Below are 19,518 nucleotides of genomic sequence, written 5' to 3'. Positions count from 1 at the left end.
GGTTAATGGTTAATGATTAATGGTTAATGATTAATGGTTAATGGTTAATGGTTAATGGTTAATGGTTAATCGTAATTGATATTCGCTTTTCGAAATTCGTAATTGACAATTCGTAATTGATATATCCGTTCCCGTAATTCGTAATTGACAATTCCTAATTGTTTACCGCATCACCGTCACATCACCCTTCTCCACAATAACACTTCCATCGCGTAGTAGTAACTCCGCATGCCATACATAAACGCCAGGCATTACATCTTGGTCTTTGAATTTCCCACCCCATCCTTGCTGGAGTTCGTTGGGTGGGAAATTGTGTTTTTGCCAAATGCGTTCGCCCCATCGGTCGTAGATAGATAGGGTTTTGATGGTTGCTGAGGCGCCGTAAACGTAAATTGTAAAATAGGAATTCAGACCTCCAGGATGAATGATATTTGGATAATATATAGAAACATCTTTGTTGATGGATAGGAGTAGTAAGTGTATGGAATCGCAACCATTTTGGGTTTGATAAACCTCTTGGTAGGTTCCTGATGAGGGATATGTTTTTTGGTTGACTGGCCAGGTATAAACATCAGTGGTAGATACTGTGTCGGTATGTTGGAATTCAGGGTTAACGAAAAGATTTAATTTGATGATGGAATCGCATCCTTGATTTGTTTTTAGTGGATAGATATAATCCCCAGATTGAGTGTATAATTCTTTATTTACAGGCCATAAATATTCATTGCAAACTTCTGCTTTTTCTTTGATTTCGTAATTCTTGTGTATGGTTAAATCCAATTGATAGGTGGAATCACAAGCTGATTGGTTCGTATATTTTGCGATATAAATTCCAGAACTATCATAAGTGATGCCATTTACATTCCATTGATAAGATCCACAAATTGAAACATTGGCTTTAAAGTTTTGTGAATTGATATTCAGATTCAGATGGATCACTGAATCACAGCCTTGAGTATTTTTTAGAGTGAATGTATAATTTCCTTTAGTGTTTAGTGTTTTATTTAGAAATATGATGCTGTCACAAATAGTGATCGAAGTATCTTTTAGACTTGATGGAATAATGTTTAAATCCAGGGTGATTATACTATCACATCCAGTAATATTTTTCGTTTGATAATTATATAATCCTGATTGGGTGTAGGTTTTACCATTCCAAGTATAGGAATTACACGCAGTTTGTTGGATGTGTATTTGATTCGTTGGATTAACAATTAAATTCAATGTAGCGATACTATCACAACCGGATGCATTCAATGTTGTGTATTGATATGTACCACTTTTTTTATACACTATATTATTCCACATTAGACTGTCGCATGTAGTCATATTTGTCGTTGAATTCGTTGATTTATTAATTATCAGTTGTAGTGTTTCGATACTGTCACAACCATTAACATTCCGATTAGTAAATGTATATGTTCCACTTTGGGTGTAAGTAGTACCATTCCAATGATAACTGTCACAACTGGTTTGTTTTGTTGCTGCTTGATTTGATTTAGAGATCGTAAGTTGGAGTGTAGTAATACTATCACAACCTTTAAAACTTTGTGTCGTATCATTATATATTCCTGATTGAGTGTATGTAACTCCATTCCATATCAATGAATCACAAGCTGTCTGTAATTGGGTAATTTTAATCTCTTTAATAATAGTCAACCACAAATTAATCATACTATCACATCCAAATCGATTTACCGTATCAAACTTCCAATATCCACTCATATTATAATAATATCTACCCCAATAATAATCATTACAGGATTCAACAATTAAGTCTGTTGTATCAGTCTTATAGATGAAAAGGTCTAATGTTGTTGTGCTATCACATCCAGAATTATTTTTTGTTTGGAATGAATACGATCCTGAATTATAATATGTCTGTCCATTCCAGTAATAAGAATAACACGCTGTATCTTTAATTTTTAAGGAATTGGATGTATTGATGACCAGATCTAAACTTATAATACTGTCGCAGCCGAATTGATTTAAGGTATCAAATACGTAGATGCCACTATGGGTAAGTAATTTATTATTCCATTGATAATCATCACAGGCTTGTATTGATTGTTTGGTATAAATGGTATCTACTGTATTTAGATTTAAGATATGTATCAGACTATCACAACCTTTTATATTACTTAATTTACGATAATATTTTCCAGGATCTTGAATGGATGTATCTAAGAATTGATATGTTGCGCCCTTACAAATCGTAGCCTGAATAATATCAAGTTTTGGCAATTCCAGTGTACGTGAGATATTATCTGTGTAATCACATTCAGCTTGATTAAAATCTTTATCATCGAATACACCCGATCCATTTTTAATCGTATTCACTACCATAAACAGATCCTTAAGATTAGAAGCCGTGAATCGATATTCCAAATTCAGTAGACTATCTCCTGCAAGGATTGTTTTCAATGTATAATAAATCCCAATCAATGTTCCTGAGCTCGTAGGGTCTCCATTGTAGAAACTAACCGCTAAATTGGAATCTGCTTCATTCGAAGCGTCCTTGCGATTGTATAGGTCAAATACTACTATGTATTCATTGGTTAGAGGATCGTAATTAATGCATTTGATGTTGCCTGTGAGACTAGCTGCTGGTTTTTTAGACATACCATTACTATCGAGCAAGGATTCTTGGACATAAAAATTATTATATTTTCCATTCTTATATGTAGCATTGTTTTTTTGAACACGTGGTACTGTGAGGTCGTCATTGATATTTAGAACATGATAGTTGTATTGATTCCAGATACCACGTGATGGAGCCCATCGGCGAATGCTATCTGGCGGCCCGAAAATAGTGAGCTTTCCGTCTGTGTTGTAAATATCAAACGAACAAGGCACACAAATTTTTGCATGCCCTGTGTTATCAAGGTCACCTACAATTGGGCTCTCATACCAGGTAGGTGAAAAGCAATTAATTGATGCAATTATAACCGGGTTAGAAGATCCATCTACAATATTGAGAGAATTCATATCTCGATAAATTAATTCTTGAACCCCGTCATTATTTAAGTCAAACATTGTTATTCCCATTACGCCAGATGTATCAGTTGTGGTCTGACTCCAATCTTGTTGAAGAAAACCAGAACCGTTATATGAATATGAATATATTTTAGATACTCTGGAAAACACAATAGAAGGTTTTCCAAAACCTTTTATGTCTCCTAATAGAGGAGAACCTATTACTGTTTCAGATCCTCCTGGTGGATATGCTTTTGCTATAAGTTTTGGAATGCTATTTGATAAAGTATAAACATAAACTAATCCTTCATTACTTACTCCCGGTGAAGTCACTACAACATCCAATCTTCCATCGAGATTTATATCGGATATAGTGGTTGTGCCATCCCTTAACTCATTATTTATTTTAATATTCATTGCAATCATATTGTTGCCGGCCATTCCACTAATATTAGAGATAATCACTTTATAAACAGAATATCCAGCAGCTAATTCTAAATCTGAAAAGTCCTCATCTAATTGAGCTGCAATCGAGAGTGGACTAAAATATGATGGGTTGATTTCACTTCCAATGCCATTCGGCCCTCCATCTGCTAATTTTACACCAGTTTGTGAATTAAATATTTTATTACTAATATAAATTTCTGGTATTCCATCTTGGTTAAAATCTGCTAATCCCGGAACCCCAAAAATTCTAATAAGGTTACCAATATAATTCAAATCTACTCTCTGATCAGAAATCCAAATAACATCTCCTTTTAAATTGTAACAAATTAATTTACCTTGTATGTTAACAGGGTTTTGTGAATAAGGGCTTGCTACAACAAATATTTCAGGTGTGCCATCTCCATCGATATCACCAATACAAAAATTGTTTGAAAAAGGATAAAGTTCAAATGTTGCTATTCTATATTTTGTGTTTCCTGATTTTGTATTTATAATGAGAATATTTTGATTATTGATATCCGGAGTAATTAGTTCAGGAACACAATCACCATCTACATCAGCTAAAAGTGGAGTGTAAGTGCTGTAAATCAACTCATCACTTTCAATTTTTTTTTCAATTACCAATTCAGAACCAGAATATTTTTCTTTGATGTAGCACAAATTGGTATCATTTGGGATACAAGTTTGTCCCTGTCCAAAGATTTGACTAAAGATTGTTATAATTATGAAAAAAATGAAGAACCTATACAATCTGAAATTTTTTAAAATATTGGAATATAATATTTAGGACATTGCATTACTTTGAATAATCACTAATTACAATTTTATGGTACGATGATATTCCATCCTTTTCCAATTTCAAAAGATATGTTCCAGAGGAAACATTTAATGTCATGTGATCTGTATTAGTTGTTTCTTTAATCCTTTGACCGTATAAATCTAATAATATACATCTTTCCACATATTTGCTGAAATATATCATTTTAGATGCAGGATTTGGGTAAACTACTATAGTGTTTTTAATTGGATTTCTAACACTTGATGGAAAACTTACCACAACTATATTTTCTATTGTATTGGTTATAATTGCAGGATTAAAGTCAAAATAAATATTTGCAGTATTTTTTACAATGGTTTGTGGCTTAGATCCTTTATTATAGGCTAATGAATAAGTAACATTTCCATTGCTGCCTGATCTATTTGTTGTACTATCAGGTAAAAATATATTTTTAAATGAAAAGATTACTTCCCTGGAATCACTATAAGTTACAGTCAATTCATTTGGATGACTGGAATGCAGCACTTTTAATGTACTCAAGTCGAATGCTGGATCAATGGTATCTCTAATAATAACATTTCGGGCATAATCATTACCCGTGTTTTGAAATCGAATGGTATACGTTAAAGGCTGATCAATTAGTGCGTAGTGATCAGCTCTTTGTGGAATCGAAAACTTGTCATTTGGATCAAACGAACATCTTAGCTCAGCTTTATAACAATCATTTTCTCGAAATGGTAACGCAGAAATTCCATGACAAAAAGTATATATTTCACCTACTTGTTCTCGTTTTGTAATTTGTGGAGCAGTTACTATGAATTTAATCATTACACTTTCCCCAGGGTATAAATCACTATATCGCCATTCAAATCTATTGGCTGATAGTGTTATATCTGGATTATTTATAAATTTAAATTTGTCTAATCTAGGATCTATATCTAACCAAAAACTACCAGACTCGATTGAAGTACCATAATTCGTTAATGTCAGTGTGAACTCCACATCCTCGCCACACCTAAAATTATTACCAACAACCGTAGTAGATACTTGAGCAAAAATATTTACTGGAGTCAAACCTATATCTACTTTTTCTGCGAATTGAGGTGTGTTTACATCAAATTGGAAAAATCCTATACCAGACAATTTCCACTTTGAATCAAACCCATCTACATGTTCTATAGATGCGAAGCCTTGATTAAGGACGATATAGCTCCCATTTTCTGAGAAATTTAAATGGATTTGTTTGTTATGATCCACCACACTTCCAAAGCTTAAATATCTTTCATCACTTTCTTTCTTACCATTCTGATTCTTATCATAATAATATTTTACCAGCACATGAGCAAAATATTGATCCATTTCATAGGCACCAATATCAGGCAGGCTATTTACAGGCATAGGTCTTGGATTACCTGTAATATCTTTATCTATATTTGGGATCATAATTCCATGATTAAGACATGGCGAATTACTACCAGGAACAGGTAGTTGATCGCTTATCATCAATGGGTCAGTATCCAGATTACCCGTTCCTGGATAACCTCCTTTAACAATGCAATTGTTTAATTTAAAGTTAGATTGGGACATGAATTCTTTGGCAGGTTTGTTCCAGAAGATTGAATTCTGCGCATGAATATTTGAAGAAATTGCGCTTAGATTCTTATCATTATTATAAAACGTACAATGGAACAATTCAATGTTACTTTGATCATCTGAAATATAAATTGGAACAGATTTATTGTTATCAATTATTGTATTCACCATCGATAAATCAATTGGATCATAACTTACATCTATAGCACTACCGCTGTAAGTACCACCACCCAAAAGTATATTTTTGCTAAAAAATGAATTTTCAACCCTAGCTTTAGTTTTTAATCCATTAATAATACTCGTATAAAAATACAATCCTCCTCCTCTTTCAGCAGAATTTTCAATAAATTTAGAATTCTTAATTAGAACATTAGGAAATTCAATGTAAATACCACCGCCATTGCTCCATCCAGATTCATTTGTAGTATTGCCATAGAATAAACAAGAATCTATTAATGCTAACATATTACTTTTATAAAAAACTTTTGGAATATACAACCCACCACCATAGGACCAATTTTCTGTTTGGGTGGAATTATTTAAAAATTTGCAGTTAATAACTGATAAAATTATTGAATCCATTCCTGAATTTAAGTCACTATATTCAAAATCAAGACCACCTCCATCACACCAATTATGAGTCTTACCGTGATTATCTTCAAAATTACAATTTCTAATGGTCAAACTTGTTAAACTTCTCAGGTATAAACCTGCCCCGGAAGATCTTGAATCTGTTGTCAGCATGTTACCGATAAAATGGCAGTTCTCAATTAAACCAGAAAAATTATATAAGTATGCGCCTCCACCATAGCTAGAGTTACCTTCACCAGTGTTTTGTATAAATCGAAGATCAAGCAGTGTTGGACTAGCATATTTACAGCTTAAGCCCGCACCATTTAGATCACTTATTTTACCATGCTGAATCGTAAATCCTTGGATTAATGTTGCCAAAGTAATCTCTTGAGGAAGGCCAAAACTAATATTAGCTTCCATTTTAATTACCCTACCTTTTTCATTTCCATCAATAATGGTTTCCATACTACCTTTAATTCCAATAAGTTTAATGCCATCTATCGTAGATGGCCATATTAGATTTTCATAATAAATGCCGGGTGAAACTAAAATAGTCGTGTTGGATGTAGCTGCATTCAATCCTTGCTGAATAGTAGGATAATCCTTAGGTATTTGAAAAAAGTTCTGGCTAATTAAAGGAAGCGTACAGAGGCCAATTAACATAGTAACTGACAAGAAGTAATTAAGCATTTTCATAAGTTGTTATTTTGTGTTAGCAAATTTAAACTTTTTCGAGAATTTCTCCCATTTTATGTTGAAAAAATTGAGTTTGAGCAAATTTTAACTAAAAGATACAATCAAATAGCATTTAACTCGCTTATCTAAAAATTAGTAGAATTCGCAAATTACCCAGTAATTGTTAATTATTACTGGTAAATGATTAATGGTTAATGGTAATTGATATTCGCTTTCCGTAATTCGTAATTGAAATTTCGTAATTAATTTCCCATAATATTCTCTTAACAATTTGATCATGATTTCTTCATCATGACGTGATTGATCATCTCGTAACTTTGTACTACAATTGGATACATGAAAAATCACCTATTCAACCTAGTTCACAAAAATAAATTAGTCTATAATCAGTGCTGGGAAGATCCGCGATGTGACAAAGCGCTATTAAATATAGATACGAATAGTGAGATCCTCATGATAACAAGTGCTGGGTGTAATGCCTTGGATTATTTGTTGGATGATCCCAAAAAAATACATTGCGTTGATATCAATCCAAGACAAAATGCACTCTTACAATTGAAACTTAAAATGATTGAAAACAATCATTATGATGTGTTCAATTCGTTTTTTATGAAAGGCCAATATATTCATGCAGAAAGATACTATTGGACTCAAATCAGATCCAAATTGCCCTATTATGCTAGTGAATATTGGGATTCTCATATTCAGTATTTCAACGGTAAGGGTATCCGTAAAAGTTTTTATTTCAGAGGTGCAACAGGTATTTTAGCATGGGTACTCAAACATATTTTAGGACATCAATCATCTATAAAATCTGCATTGCAAGAACTTTGGAAATCTCAGTCTCTGGAAGAACAAAATAATATTTGGAATCACATCAAACCTAAACTACTCAGCATACTTTCACATAACTTGTTTCAGTCTCAGGCTGTACTTTCTCTTGCAGGGGTTCCGACAGAACAATATCATGTTGTAGTCAAAAATGAAAACAAGAGTATATGGAATTATTTAGAATCCATGTTGGATCATGTCTTTACGCAAATTGACATCAAGGACAATTACTTTTGGCATGTGTATTTGTTTGGACATTATACTGAAACATGTAGTCCAAATTATTTGAAACCTGAGTTTCAACCCACATTAATCAACAATACATACAAGATCAACACTTTCAATAACCATCTCAATGGATTTCTCGAAAAAAGCCAAAGTACATACTCACATTTTGTACTGTTGGATCACCAAGACTGGTTACTCAAATATGATCGTGAAGCACTGAACAGAGAATGGAAATTAATTCTGGATCATAGCCAACCGGGAACTAAAATATTGATGCGTTCTGCAGCTTCCAATATTGATTTTATACCTGAATTCGCCAAAGAAAAAATGAATATAGATCCATACTTCATCCATCAAATTCAAAGAAAAGATCGAGTAGGAACCTATGCTTCTACATTGCTTGCCACCATAAATTAAAATTTAAAAAATGGATTTTGTTGATCATCAACCCATTAATCATCATTTAAAAAAATATTACCAATTCCAATCAAAAATATATGATGCCACGCGTTGGGCTTTCCTGTTTGGAAGAAACCGATTGATCGATAACTGTCCTTGCTTTGAAGATAAAGCGCTTAACATTCTAGAAATAGGATGCGGAACCGGATACAATTTACTTCATCTAAGAAAAAAATTCCCATCATCCAAAATATTCGCTGTAGAGCTTTCACCGGACATGGCTCAAATAGCTAAAAGCAAGGTGATCCATGATAGCCACACTATGATTATTGAAGGATCATATCATGCTTCATTAATTGATATTAAAATGGATGTATTGATCTTTTCTTATATGTTAAGTATGACAGATACTCATTATAAGGCATTAATACAAGAAGCCAAACAACAACTCAAACCAGGCGGTATAATAGCCATTGTCGATTTTAACCATAGTTCATTAAATCTTTTCAAGAAACACATGAAAAATAATCATGTAACTATGGATGGTAAGCTTACACCATTTCTGGTACATAAATTCCCTAATCAAGAACTCAGAATTCATAAAGCGTATTTTGGTCTTTGGACTTATTTCACATTTTATGGAATCAATAATTAAAAATATTCAACATGAAAATATTTTATGCCGTTCAAGCTACTGGCAATGGCCATATTAGCCGGGCCTATCAACTCATGCCCTATCTGGAACAATATGGTGAAGTGGATGTGTTTCTATCGGGATCAAATTCTAACTTAAACGTTCCACTCCCCATAAAATACCGAAGTTCTGGAATTAGTTTGAACTATTCAGAATGTGGCGGATTGGACATCCAAAAAACCTGGAAGGACATGAAGCTCCTAAATGCTATGAAATTGGCAAGACAACTTCCCGTAGAACAATATGATGTCATTATCAACGACTTTGAATCCATTACCGCACAAGCTTGCAGAATTAAAAATGTACCTTCCATTCAATTTGGTCATCAAGCCAGCTTTCAATCATCATTGACACCAAGACCAACAAGCAAAAATATCCTTGGAGAAATGATCTTAAAATATTATGCCAAATCAGCACATTATATTGGACTTCATTTCGATGCGTATGATGATTTTATTTTTCCACCTGTTATCAAACAGGAAATACAAGATGCTGAAGTCGTTGACAAGGGACATATCACAGTCTATTTACCTGCATATCAAAAATTTTGTTTGGTTCACTTTTTTAAAAAATTAAAACACCTTGAATTTCAATGGTTCTTGCCAGAAATAAAAGAACCTTATCGTGAAAACAATATTCACTACTTTCCAATAGATAATCAATCATTTAATAAAAGTCTTATAAGTTGTCATGGATTAATTACAGGAGGCGGATTCGAAACACCTGCAGAAGCCTTATATCTAAATAAAAAATTAATGTCCATTCCCATCTCTAAACACTATGAACAACAATGTAATGCAGCAGCTTTAAGTAAATTAAAAGTACACGTATTAACAGAGCCGGGTAAATATTTTGATTTGGAAATCATCAATTGGTTAAATCAAACACACGAATTACCCAAAATTCATGCTAACAATATTGAGAAAACTTTGGAAAAATTATTTGCCTTAGCTAAAAATCAAAAACATGCTAATTTAGTTGAAGAGTTGGCATTATCGAATTGATATCCATCCATCATTTTTTTGTAAAAATGTTTATTTAGTAGATACAATAATAGTATTGTTCAAAACGTATATACTACTTTCTTTTTTCAAAAAAGTCCTTTGGAACATTGGTTCTGATCCAACTATTCAACATAAATTTTATTCGTTTGATTTCCAATAATTGGAGCTTATATTTCAAAGCATTTTTAGCAATATGATAATCGAGATCAAATTGTTGATGCTCATTCAATGCCTTATATACACTGCTTTCCCGGATGTTCTGAACTTGGATATACTTTTCATTCAATAGTTTCTTCTTCTCCAAATTTTTTTCCAACAAATGGAAATATTTTATAAAGCTTCTATCTTTATTATATTCCTTATGATGGTTTACCAGATTAATTTTTTCCATTAATTTCATAAAAAAATGTTGATTCAGAAAATAAATAATACAGAAAAATATTTAATAAATTTCAATTCAAGATATAGGATTTCGCATCACCTTAAAACTTTAAATCTTGTACAAATGAAATCAAGTTTACTCATGCTACCTCTTGAATTTTATTATTGTTGATATTTATTTTAACCGGCATAATAAAATCTTTTTCATGATAATAAATACGCCAATTTCCTTGATCATATTCCAACGCAGATAGGTTCTCCACCCAATCACCACTATTCATGTAAGTAACTTGCTTATCATCACGGACGATCGTTTCAATTTTGGGCTGGTGAATATGTCCACACACTACAAAATCAAATTGTTCATTGAATGCATGGTCAATAGCCATTAGTTCAAAGTCCCCTATAAACTTCACAGCACGTTTGACTTTAGATTTAACAATTGCTGATATGGACATTTTTTGTCTTCCCATTTTGACTAAGATTCGATCAATGACCCGATTCAATCGAATGAGCATATCATAACTCTTTCCCCCTAATTTAGCTATCCAGGGGGAAATGAGTACGCTCGCATCAAAGACATCTCCATGAAAAAACCAATACAATTTTCCTCCTAATTTTATAATAAGTTTATCTCTTAAGTAAATATTTCCAGTTCTAAAATTGGAATACTTTCTTAAATGATCATCATGATTGCCTGTCAAGTAATAAACTTTGGTACCCTTTCTGGATAACTTCAAAATATATTGAATCACTTTTATATGCTCCTGTGGGAAATAAGATTTTCTAAATTGCCACATATCAATAAAATCACCATTGACGATAAGTACATCGGTGTGGATGGAATGCAAATAATCATTCAGCTCCTTTGCATGACATCCATAAGTACCTAAATGAACATCGGATATAACAACACAATCTAAATTTCTTTTCAATGGAATTTTTTTCAAAATTACTAGATTAGCAATAACTAAATTTTACTTATATATTAAATAAATATTAAATATATTATTAAGGCCTATTTGGTAAAACAAAATGAGATAATTCATAAAAAAGAAAGCATATCAGGAATGATCTGATATGCTTTCACCACAAATGAAAAAAACAATGTACTATTCTACAATCAGTTTCTGAGCAATGCCATCTAATTTAATAATATATATTCCAGAAATTAAATGATCCAAATTTACATGATCAGTATCTACGCCATGCAACAAAAGATTTCCTTTAATGTCAAATATCCCAAAAGAATTTACTTTATGTCCAAAAGTTAATTGACCATTAGATATTGGATTTGGATAAATGAAATTACGGTTTAAGGCATTTTCAATCTCTTTGGTAGAAGTAGTTAAGTTTACCAATATCGGATTATCTAAAAAATTAGCCCCGGATAATGCTGGTGAATTAGCAACAGGTTTGAAATCCGGTGTAGTGGATGCAGCAACTGGATTAACCAATAAAGTACCAGCTGTAAAGTCTACTGGATTGATATTATTAGCCAAAGATCCAGCTTGTCTCAACCAAGCATTAGCAGCTTCTAATTTATTTTTTGAATTAGCAGCTCTGGCTACTTCTACTAAACCATTTGCTGTAGTATCCGTAGTAGAGGTAAATGCGCTCGCTGTATTACAAATTAAATTGTTCGTAAAAAAGATTTGTTCCTTTACATCTACAGGAGTATTTGGATTAACCAAATTCAATGCTGCTGGGAAATTGGTTTTTCTTAAACAGCTATCGCCATCCATTAATAGAAAGTTTCTATATCCCATGAAGATACTATTCACAATTCTAATACTTGAATTTCTACGAATTCTTGCACCACGTCTGAAAGCTGCTTTAGTTACTGTGTTCATTTGAGAATAAGTTGATCCAACAGGAACTGGGCCAACCATAGTAAAATTAGAAAAGATTGCAGATGTCACTGGTCGAACCGCAGCAGTACCAGTAGCTTCATTATCACTTTCAAAACCTTCAGAAGTAGACCCTCCAGATGTAGCTCCATAAGTCAAATCATAATAAGCAGAATCTCTTACACCAAGACCAAATTGATTTAAACCAGAATATCCATTATCTGTATCAAAATCATCATCTGTTCCTTTGTATGCGATGAGATGATGTCCATTTACACTTCCACCAAACCATTCGAAAGAATCATCACCAGAATAAGATACTTGAACATAACCTAATTTAGTAGCTGATCCAACAACACCTAAAGTTAATCCATTAATTTCCTTATTGGTCTCGAATGCTAAGCCACCAAATTCAATTCTTAAATAACTGATTTCACCTGAATTATCATTATTATCCGTTCCTCCAAATCTTGCTAAGGTTGGATCAAAGGATACATTATTAAATCCTTCCATCTGAATATTATTATTCGTGGTACCATCTAATAAATTATGATAGGCTTTGCCAGCAATTAGAATTCCTCCCCAATCTCCTCGATCTCTTAATCCAACACCTCTATTAGAAGTAAAAACAACTGGTAATTGTGATGTTCCTAAGATATTAATCTTAGCTCCACGTTCTACAACTATACAAGCATAATTTTTAGGTGTTGAACTAATGTCAGATTGTGCTCTAATTATAGTTCCAGCAGGAATAGTTAATTCGCCACTATTTCGCACTACAATGATACCTTTCAAAAGGTATACAACATTAGCATCCAGAGTAACTGATCCCAATATTTCCTTTTCTCCAAGAATGGGTAGTCCTGTTACCATACCATTTAAAGTGGTGGTATCAGTAGCGGCAGGATAAGCTGTATTTTTTGGATCCCAATTAGTCCAATTTTGTGTCCAGTCAGTTGCAGGATCACTTGACAATGCTCCGACATATGAAGTAGCCTTCAATTTAAAGCCTGTTTGAGCATAGGAAACGGAAGTCATCAAAAGGGTGAACAATAAAACAAAACATGTAAATACTTTTTTCATAATTAAACTATTTTTTATACTTAATAAATATTATTCATTAAAAATTATATGACAGTGATAAGGTAGATTGCCAGGCTGTACTATATTTAAATAGGGTACGATCACCACCGACTTCATCAAAGTGCTTATTATTATTTGTATCCTGATAATACAATTGTTGTTCATGAAAAAGATCTGAACAAGTAATTTTTAGACTAAATTTCTTGAATGACCTGGAAACCTGAAGATCTAATACAGATCTTGGAGCTTCAAAAATATCTTGTCTGGTTTGACCATATTTAGGATCTACACCAACATATGCTATCCTTCTTCCAGTTCTATTCATCATAACATTTGCAGACCATTTTTTATCTTCACTCTCATATTGTAATCCTACATTGACAATATAAGGAGACTGTCCTTGTAATGATCTATTTGCTAAAGCTTTAGAACCTTCATTGAATTGTAGCGAAGATTTGACTAAGGTAAAATTACACAATACGGCAAATTGATTAAACACCTTATGTCTTCCTAAAAAATTCAAATTTTTTCTCATTTCAAATTCCAATCCTGAAATTTTTGCTGATTTTTCATTCTGATAAGTAAATGTTGTAAAAGGTTGAGCTATATCAATACTAAATTCCACTGGGTTTTGAATATACTTTTGGAACACACCCAAAGAAATGAGTTGAACTCCCGAAGGATAAAATTCCCATCTTAAATCTATATTGTGAAGTGTTGCTATTTTTAAATTTTTGTTTCCCTTAATATCAGCATTCTTGTCGAACACATAAAAAGCAAATGGTGCCAATTCTCTAAACTCTGGTCTATTGACCGATGCAAAATATGCAGCTCTCAAATTAACGCGTTCATTTAAATTATAAGTTAAATTGATGGATGGCAATAATGAAGATTTTAGTATTTGTGCAATTTCTGTATTAAATTTTTGGTTATCAACTTGTATATCAACCATTTCATATCTAAAACCATAAGAAGATCTTAATTTACTCATCCATCTTTGATCGACGGATAGGAAAGCAGCAGAAACATTGGATTGACCATGATAATATGCTATATCATCAGAAGTTTTCTCCACTAAATATAATTGATCAGCGCCTATATGTTTACCAGATAGATCAATAGCAGGATTCAATGTAATTTCATCATTCAATACACCACCATATACAAAACTTCTACCATTGAAATCACGATTTCTATATTGATAAAATCCTCCAATTTTAACATTAGATTTAAATCTATCATTAAAACCTTTAGAAAGTTCAAGTGAAGACCCAACAACATCTTCTAACAATTCAGAATAATACCTGCCAGTACTTGAATTAAAAAAATCGCCTGTAGATAAATTAAATTGGGAATCATCTTGTGATTTAGTGTATGAAGCAATTCTATAATCCGGAGTCTTACGACAAATATTGGAATAATTTACACTTGCATTTAGATTCAAGGCTGTAACTGAAGTCCCGAATATTTGTTTAAAAGAAAGTATGCTATTCGTAAGTCGATTAAAATTAACAAAATTGGCCACGTTGTTTACATCTATACCATCTGTTATATTAGCTTTACCTGTACGTACAATAGTATTTCGATCTAAATTTGAATTGAACAAATTTCTAAAACTCAATTGACTTTTTGCACCAACAAAATTAATATTAAAAATAGCTCCCTCACTTGTATTTCTCTGATACAATTGATCATTAAAATCTGATACTTGACCACTACCATCATATGAGCTAATTTCACCAGATTGTACTTTTCTCGTGTCGGAATAATTTAAAGCTAACAAAAACCCTAGTTTATTATTATTTTTCAGAGCAATTGGAAAACCCAACACATACGAAAATCTTGGATTGAGCGGTGCATTTATTTCTTTATTCTCCCAATCATGATTGAATAACTTCGATGTTTCTCCTAATCTTTGTTTTTCAAGTAATGAAGGAAAACTGGTAGTAGTCTTTAATTGTCCTTCTTCCAAATTAGGTAAAGATCTTTTGGAATTCAAAATATTAAATTGTTCTCCGGGATACGAAGAAAATTCTTTGAAATTCTTAAATGTTCCTGTGGATGTGTAATGGGCTCCAATAGAAATACTTTGAGTATATGCTTCAGGAACGGCCTTAGTATTGATTCGAATGATACCTCCACCAAAATCACCTGACAATTCTGGAGAACCAGCTTTGATTATCTGAACATTATCAATTAAAGCTGCGGGAACAACATCAAAAGAGAAAGCTTTTCGATCAGCTTCTGTGGATGGTAATAAAGTATTATCCAAATATCCGGCATTATATCGATCATTCATTCCTCTAATTATAGCAAATTTTCCCTCTTGAATCGATGCTCCTGTCACACGTTTTAATACATCGGAAACATTTCTATCCGGGGTTTTGCGAATGATATCTGATGAAATTCCATCAGAAATGACTGCTGCATTCCTTTTAGCCTGAATGAGTGAAAGTGAAGATGATTTTTCAATTTTAGATGTAATTACTACTTCATTTAAATCAACTTTTTCTTCCTCAATGGCCATATCAAGATGCGTAATTTCATTGGCTTGAATTATTATTGGGGCTTGCTCCGTTTTATAACCAGTATATTTTATAAAGACGTTATAATTTCCAACAGGCAGTTCTAAATTATAATTCCCTTCTACATCTGTTGTTGTTCCAAAAGATGTACCTTCTACTATGATTATTGCACCTATTAATTCACCAACAGACGCTGTAGATTTATCGACAATTTTCCCTACTAGTTTTCCTTTGCCAGATTGTGCTTCAACTGAAATATGGAAAGTAAAGAATAAACTTAATAATAATAGGGTATACTTTCTCATAGATTTCAGGTTTGTGAATATAATATTGATGATTTTCAAACTTAGCACAAAAGTGATACTTCAATATTACCAAATTGTTAAGCCAATATGTTGTTTGTGTTAAATGTGTCGTTCAACGTGGAATTGCTATTCCAAATAATATAGCTGAAGGCTTACTGTATAGGTCTTTAGCAACATTAATGAATCATATTAAATAATTTCATAATATAATATTACAATAATATTGCCTTAAAATTCAATTAACATTGATCCTATAGATTTGTGTCAAAATTAAACGTATTGAAAGTCTGGATCTATTTTGCTTTAATTATTATTCCTAACTTCATCATTGCACAACATCTTGATAAAAATACAAAAAATGTATTTATTGTGACCATTGATGGACTGCGTTGGCAAGAAATCTTCAGAGGAACGGATTCTTTGCTAATCCACGATATAAATTATACTGAAGATACTACACTGACCAAAGAACTTTATTGGGAACAAACAGAAGAACTAAGAAGAAAGAGATTAATGCCATTCTTTTGGAATACGATAGCAAAGAAGGGAAATATCTATGGAAATAGAAATTTTGATAATCAAGTCAACGTTGAAAACTTATATAAAATATCTTATCCAGGATATAATGAAATATTATCTGGAAATCCAGATTTACAAATTTTTTCGAACCGTTCGAGATGGAATCGAAATCCTAATATCTTAGAACAGTTAAATGAAAAAGAACCTTACAAAGGTCATGTAGTCGCATTCACTTCCTGGGAACTTTTTCCTTATATATTAAATACAAAACGAAATCAATTGCCATTAAGTTGCGGATACAATAAAAGCCAAACGGGTTCATTCAATGATAATTATCGCATTTCCTCATTTCAAAAAATGATCTCAAATGATAAATGCACCAGAGAAGATGTATTGACATTTATTGAAGCCAAAGATTATATTATCAAAAATCATCCTAAAGTTGTTTTATTGGGATTCGGTGAAACAGATGAAGCAGCGCATGACAAAAAATACGATGAATATTTAAGTCATATAGCCATGATCGATAAACTGATTTCAGAATTATGGTATTTCATTCAGACTGATCCCAATTATAAAAATAATACTTCAATCATCATAACTACTGATCATGGACGCGGCAATAAAACAAAAACTTGGCATAAACACAATATGTTCACCAAGGGATCTGAAGAATCATGGCTTGCAATTATGGGTCCGGATTGGCAGGCACAAGGAGAAATTAAAACAAAACAAACGATTACTCAAAGTCAACTAGCCATCACTATTTTAGATCTATTAGATCAAAAATCAATATCCTCAGAAATGAATCCTAAAATTATTGAATTCCCATTAAAATATACCTCCGATATTTTAACAGCTAAGAGATAGTTTTTCAATTTGGAAACTATTGAATCTATTGCTTAAAGTTCATAATGCAAATAGAGTCATTCACAAATTAAAAAACAAGGATTTATTAATGAATTCCTTTACTTCCTAAAAAAGATTTCCAGCTTTCCCAATTCCTATTCTTCAAAACTCTTGGTACCTTATGCTGTCCTCCTGATTTACCTAATGACTCCATCCATTCATAAAAATATGAAGTAGGAATGACATCAATCAATATTTCTTTCAAAGCAGCAGATCGTTCTACCGCATAATCATCATTCAATTCCATTAAAGCTGCATCTAAGGCTTCTTTTAATTGATCTTTACTTACAACATCATCCGTACCGATATACCAATGATGTGCAAAGAGAGAATCATAAGGTACACCTACTACAGTGAATTCTGAAATAGTAATGTTAAATTGATTTGAAACTTGCATAATAGCGCGATTCATATTATCAATGGATAGGTGCTCACCACAAAGACTAATAAATTGCTTGGTTCTTCCTGTAATGATTATTTCATTCGCTGAAACAAATTTGACGACATCACCTAACAAATACCTCCAAGCGCCTGTGCAAGTACTTATTAATAGCGCATATTCTACACCTATGGATACTTCTCCTAATAATTTAGTTTCGGCAGATTCTTTTATTGTTCCATCAGATGTAAAATTAGACTCATCAAATGGGACGAACTCGTAAAATATTCCATTATCCAATACTAATGACATTCCAATTTGATTGGGATACTTTTGAAAAGCAATAAAACCTTCTGAAGCAAGATAGGTCTCAATATATAACAAAGGTTCTGACAATAATTTTTCGAAACCCTTACGATATGGCTCGAAACTTACACCTCCGTGTACATAAATTTTTAAATTCGGCCAAATGTCATGAATGGTTTCAACATTATAGTAGGCAATAATCTTCTCCATTAAAATTTGAATCCAAGCAGGTACACCAACTATGATTCCAATGTCCCAATTTTTTGCATTTCTAGTAATTTCTGTAAGTTTATTCTCCCAATCTTTATTTGAAGCAATTTTTTTTCCTGGCTTATAAAAAAGTTGGAACCAAAAAGGAAGTTTTGAAGCTTGAATACCTGACAAATCACCTTCATAATATGAAGTAGATTGATTCAATTCAGTACAACCACCAAGCATTAAAATACCTGATTCGAAAATTTTAGATTCCAATTTAAAATTAGATAAGGAAAAGATCTGTCTGATGCTGGCCTTTCTAATGGCATTAAACATATCCTTTGTTAATGGAATGTATTTTGTAGATGCCTCAGAAGTTCCTGAACTCAATGCATAATATTTAATTCTTCCCGGCCAACATATATTTTTATAACCCAGAAGACCATACTTCCACCATTCATTATAAATCTTATTGTAATCATGAATAGGAACTGTTTCTTTAAATTGGTCGTATAAACTTACTTCTCCAACATGAGCCGATCTAACAATACCCTCAAAATCATATTGTCTACCAAATGCAGTGTGTTTAGCTTTCAAAATGAGTTTGGTAAGCACAGCTTCTTGTTGCACCGAATCATGAGTAGGAATTATTCTTTTTCTAATTGTTTCGCCAAAGTGTATTGTACTTTGTAACAATGAACCGAGTATCGCCATTTTGATTCTAATTATAAATAGTTGCAAGATTAATATGATCTGAAAGAATTATTTGAAATCCAACATTAAATTTGTGTTTAGAGAATATTATTAAATTGTTACCAAGCCTTGAATTGGATATGGAAATAAGATT

At 32.3% G+C, this 19,518-nt stretch carries 11 protein-coding genes; 4 read left to right on the top strand and 7 right to left on the bottom strand.

From position 1 onward, the window contains the following. Positions 1 to 162: 162 nt before the first annotated feature. Both IPK88_08910 and IPK88_08905 read right to left on the bottom strand, forming a co-directional pair. Positions 163 to 4,083, bottom strand: coding sequence for a gliding motility-associated C-terminal domain-containing protein (locus tag IPK88_08910; protein MBK8243534.1), 3,921 nt, complete (start codon positions 4,081 to 4,083; stop codon positions 163 to 165). Positions 4,084 to 4,219: 136 nt separating this feature from the next. Further along, positions 4,220 to 7,063 (bottom strand): T9SS type A sorting domain-containing protein, encoded by a 2,844-nt coding sequence (locus IPK88_08905; GenBank protein MBK8243533.1) that lies wholly within the window; start codon positions 7,061 to 7,063, stop codon positions 4,220 to 4,222. A gap of 336 nt (positions 7,064 to 7,399) precedes the next feature. On the opposite strand from IPK88_08905, the gene IPK88_08900 reads away from it, so the two are divergent. Genes IPK88_08900 through IPK88_08890 form a run of 3 tightly spaced genes read left to right on the top strand, consistent with a single transcriptional unit; the run spans position 7,400 to position 10,219 of the window. Continuing rightward, entirely contained in the window at positions 7,400 to 8,539 is a 1,140-nt protein-coding gene (locus IPK88_08900; GenBank protein MBK8243532.1) for a BtaA family protein, read from the top strand. Between the two features lie 10 nt (positions 8,540 to 8,549). After that, positions 8,550 to 9,176 carry a methyltransferase domain-containing protein gene (locus IPK88_08895; protein ID MBK8243531.1) on the top strand — a complete coding sequence of 209 codons (627 nt, stop codon included), beginning with the start codon at positions 8,550 to 8,552 and terminating at the stop codon, positions 9,174 to 9,176. A gap of 11 nt (positions 9,177 to 9,187) precedes the next feature. Further along, entirely contained in the window at positions 9,188 to 10,219 is a 1,032-nt protein-coding gene (locus tag IPK88_08890) for a glycosyl transferase (GenBank protein ID MBK8243530.1), read from the top strand. 73 nt (positions 10,220 to 10,292) lie between these two features. On the opposite strand, the gene IPK88_08885 is transcribed toward IPK88_08890, so the two are convergent. The 4 genes from IPK88_08885 to IPK88_08870 form a co-directional block, all read right to left on the bottom strand. After that, positions 10,293 to 10,619, bottom strand: a complete 327-nt coding sequence (locus tag IPK88_08885) for a hypothetical protein (protein MBK8243529.1) — start codon at positions 10,617 to 10,619, stop codon at positions 10,293 to 10,295. A gap of 121 nt (positions 10,620 to 10,740) precedes the next feature. Further along, entirely contained in the window at positions 10,741 to 11,535 is a 795-nt protein-coding gene (locus tag IPK88_08880; protein ID MBK8243528.1) for a UDP-2,3-diacylglucosamine diphosphatase, read from the bottom strand. Positions 11,536 to 11,712: 177 nt separating this feature from the next. Continuing rightward, entirely contained in the window at positions 11,713 to 13,533 is a 1,821-nt protein-coding gene (locus IPK88_08875; protein MBK8243527.1) for a T9SS type A sorting domain-containing protein, read from the bottom strand. A gap of 37 nt (positions 13,534 to 13,570) precedes the next feature. After that, positions 13,571 to 16,363, bottom strand: a complete 2,793-nt coding sequence (locus tag IPK88_08870; protein ID MBK8243526.1) for a carboxypeptidase-like regulatory domain-containing protein — start codon at positions 16,361 to 16,363, stop codon at positions 13,571 to 13,573. Between the two features lie 279 nt (positions 16,364 to 16,642). Between IPK88_08870 and IPK88_08865 the strand changes: the two genes are divergently transcribed. Then, positions 16,643 to 17,752, top strand: coding sequence for an alkaline phosphatase family protein (locus IPK88_08865; protein MBK8243525.1), 1,110 nt, complete (start codon positions 16,643 to 16,645; stop codon positions 17,750 to 17,752). A gap of 85 nt (positions 17,753 to 17,837) precedes the next feature. Here the strand turns inward: IPK88_08865 and IPK88_08860 are convergent, their stop codons facing one another. Next, positions 17,838 to 19,385 carry a GH3 auxin-responsive promoter family protein gene (locus IPK88_08860; GenBank protein MBK8243524.1) on the bottom strand — a complete coding sequence of 516 codons (1,548 nt, stop codon included), beginning with the start codon at positions 19,383 to 19,385 and terminating at the stop codon, positions 17,838 to 17,840. Positions 19,386 to 19,518: the final 133 nt, after the last annotated feature.

The organism is Candidatus Defluviibacterium haderslevense (assembly GCA_016712225.1).
Classification (GTDB): Bacteria; Bacteroidota; Bacteroidia; order Chitinophagales; family Saprospiraceae; genus Vicinibacter; species Vicinibacter haderslevensis.
This window is presented reverse-complemented; position numbering and strand designations above follow the sequence as displayed.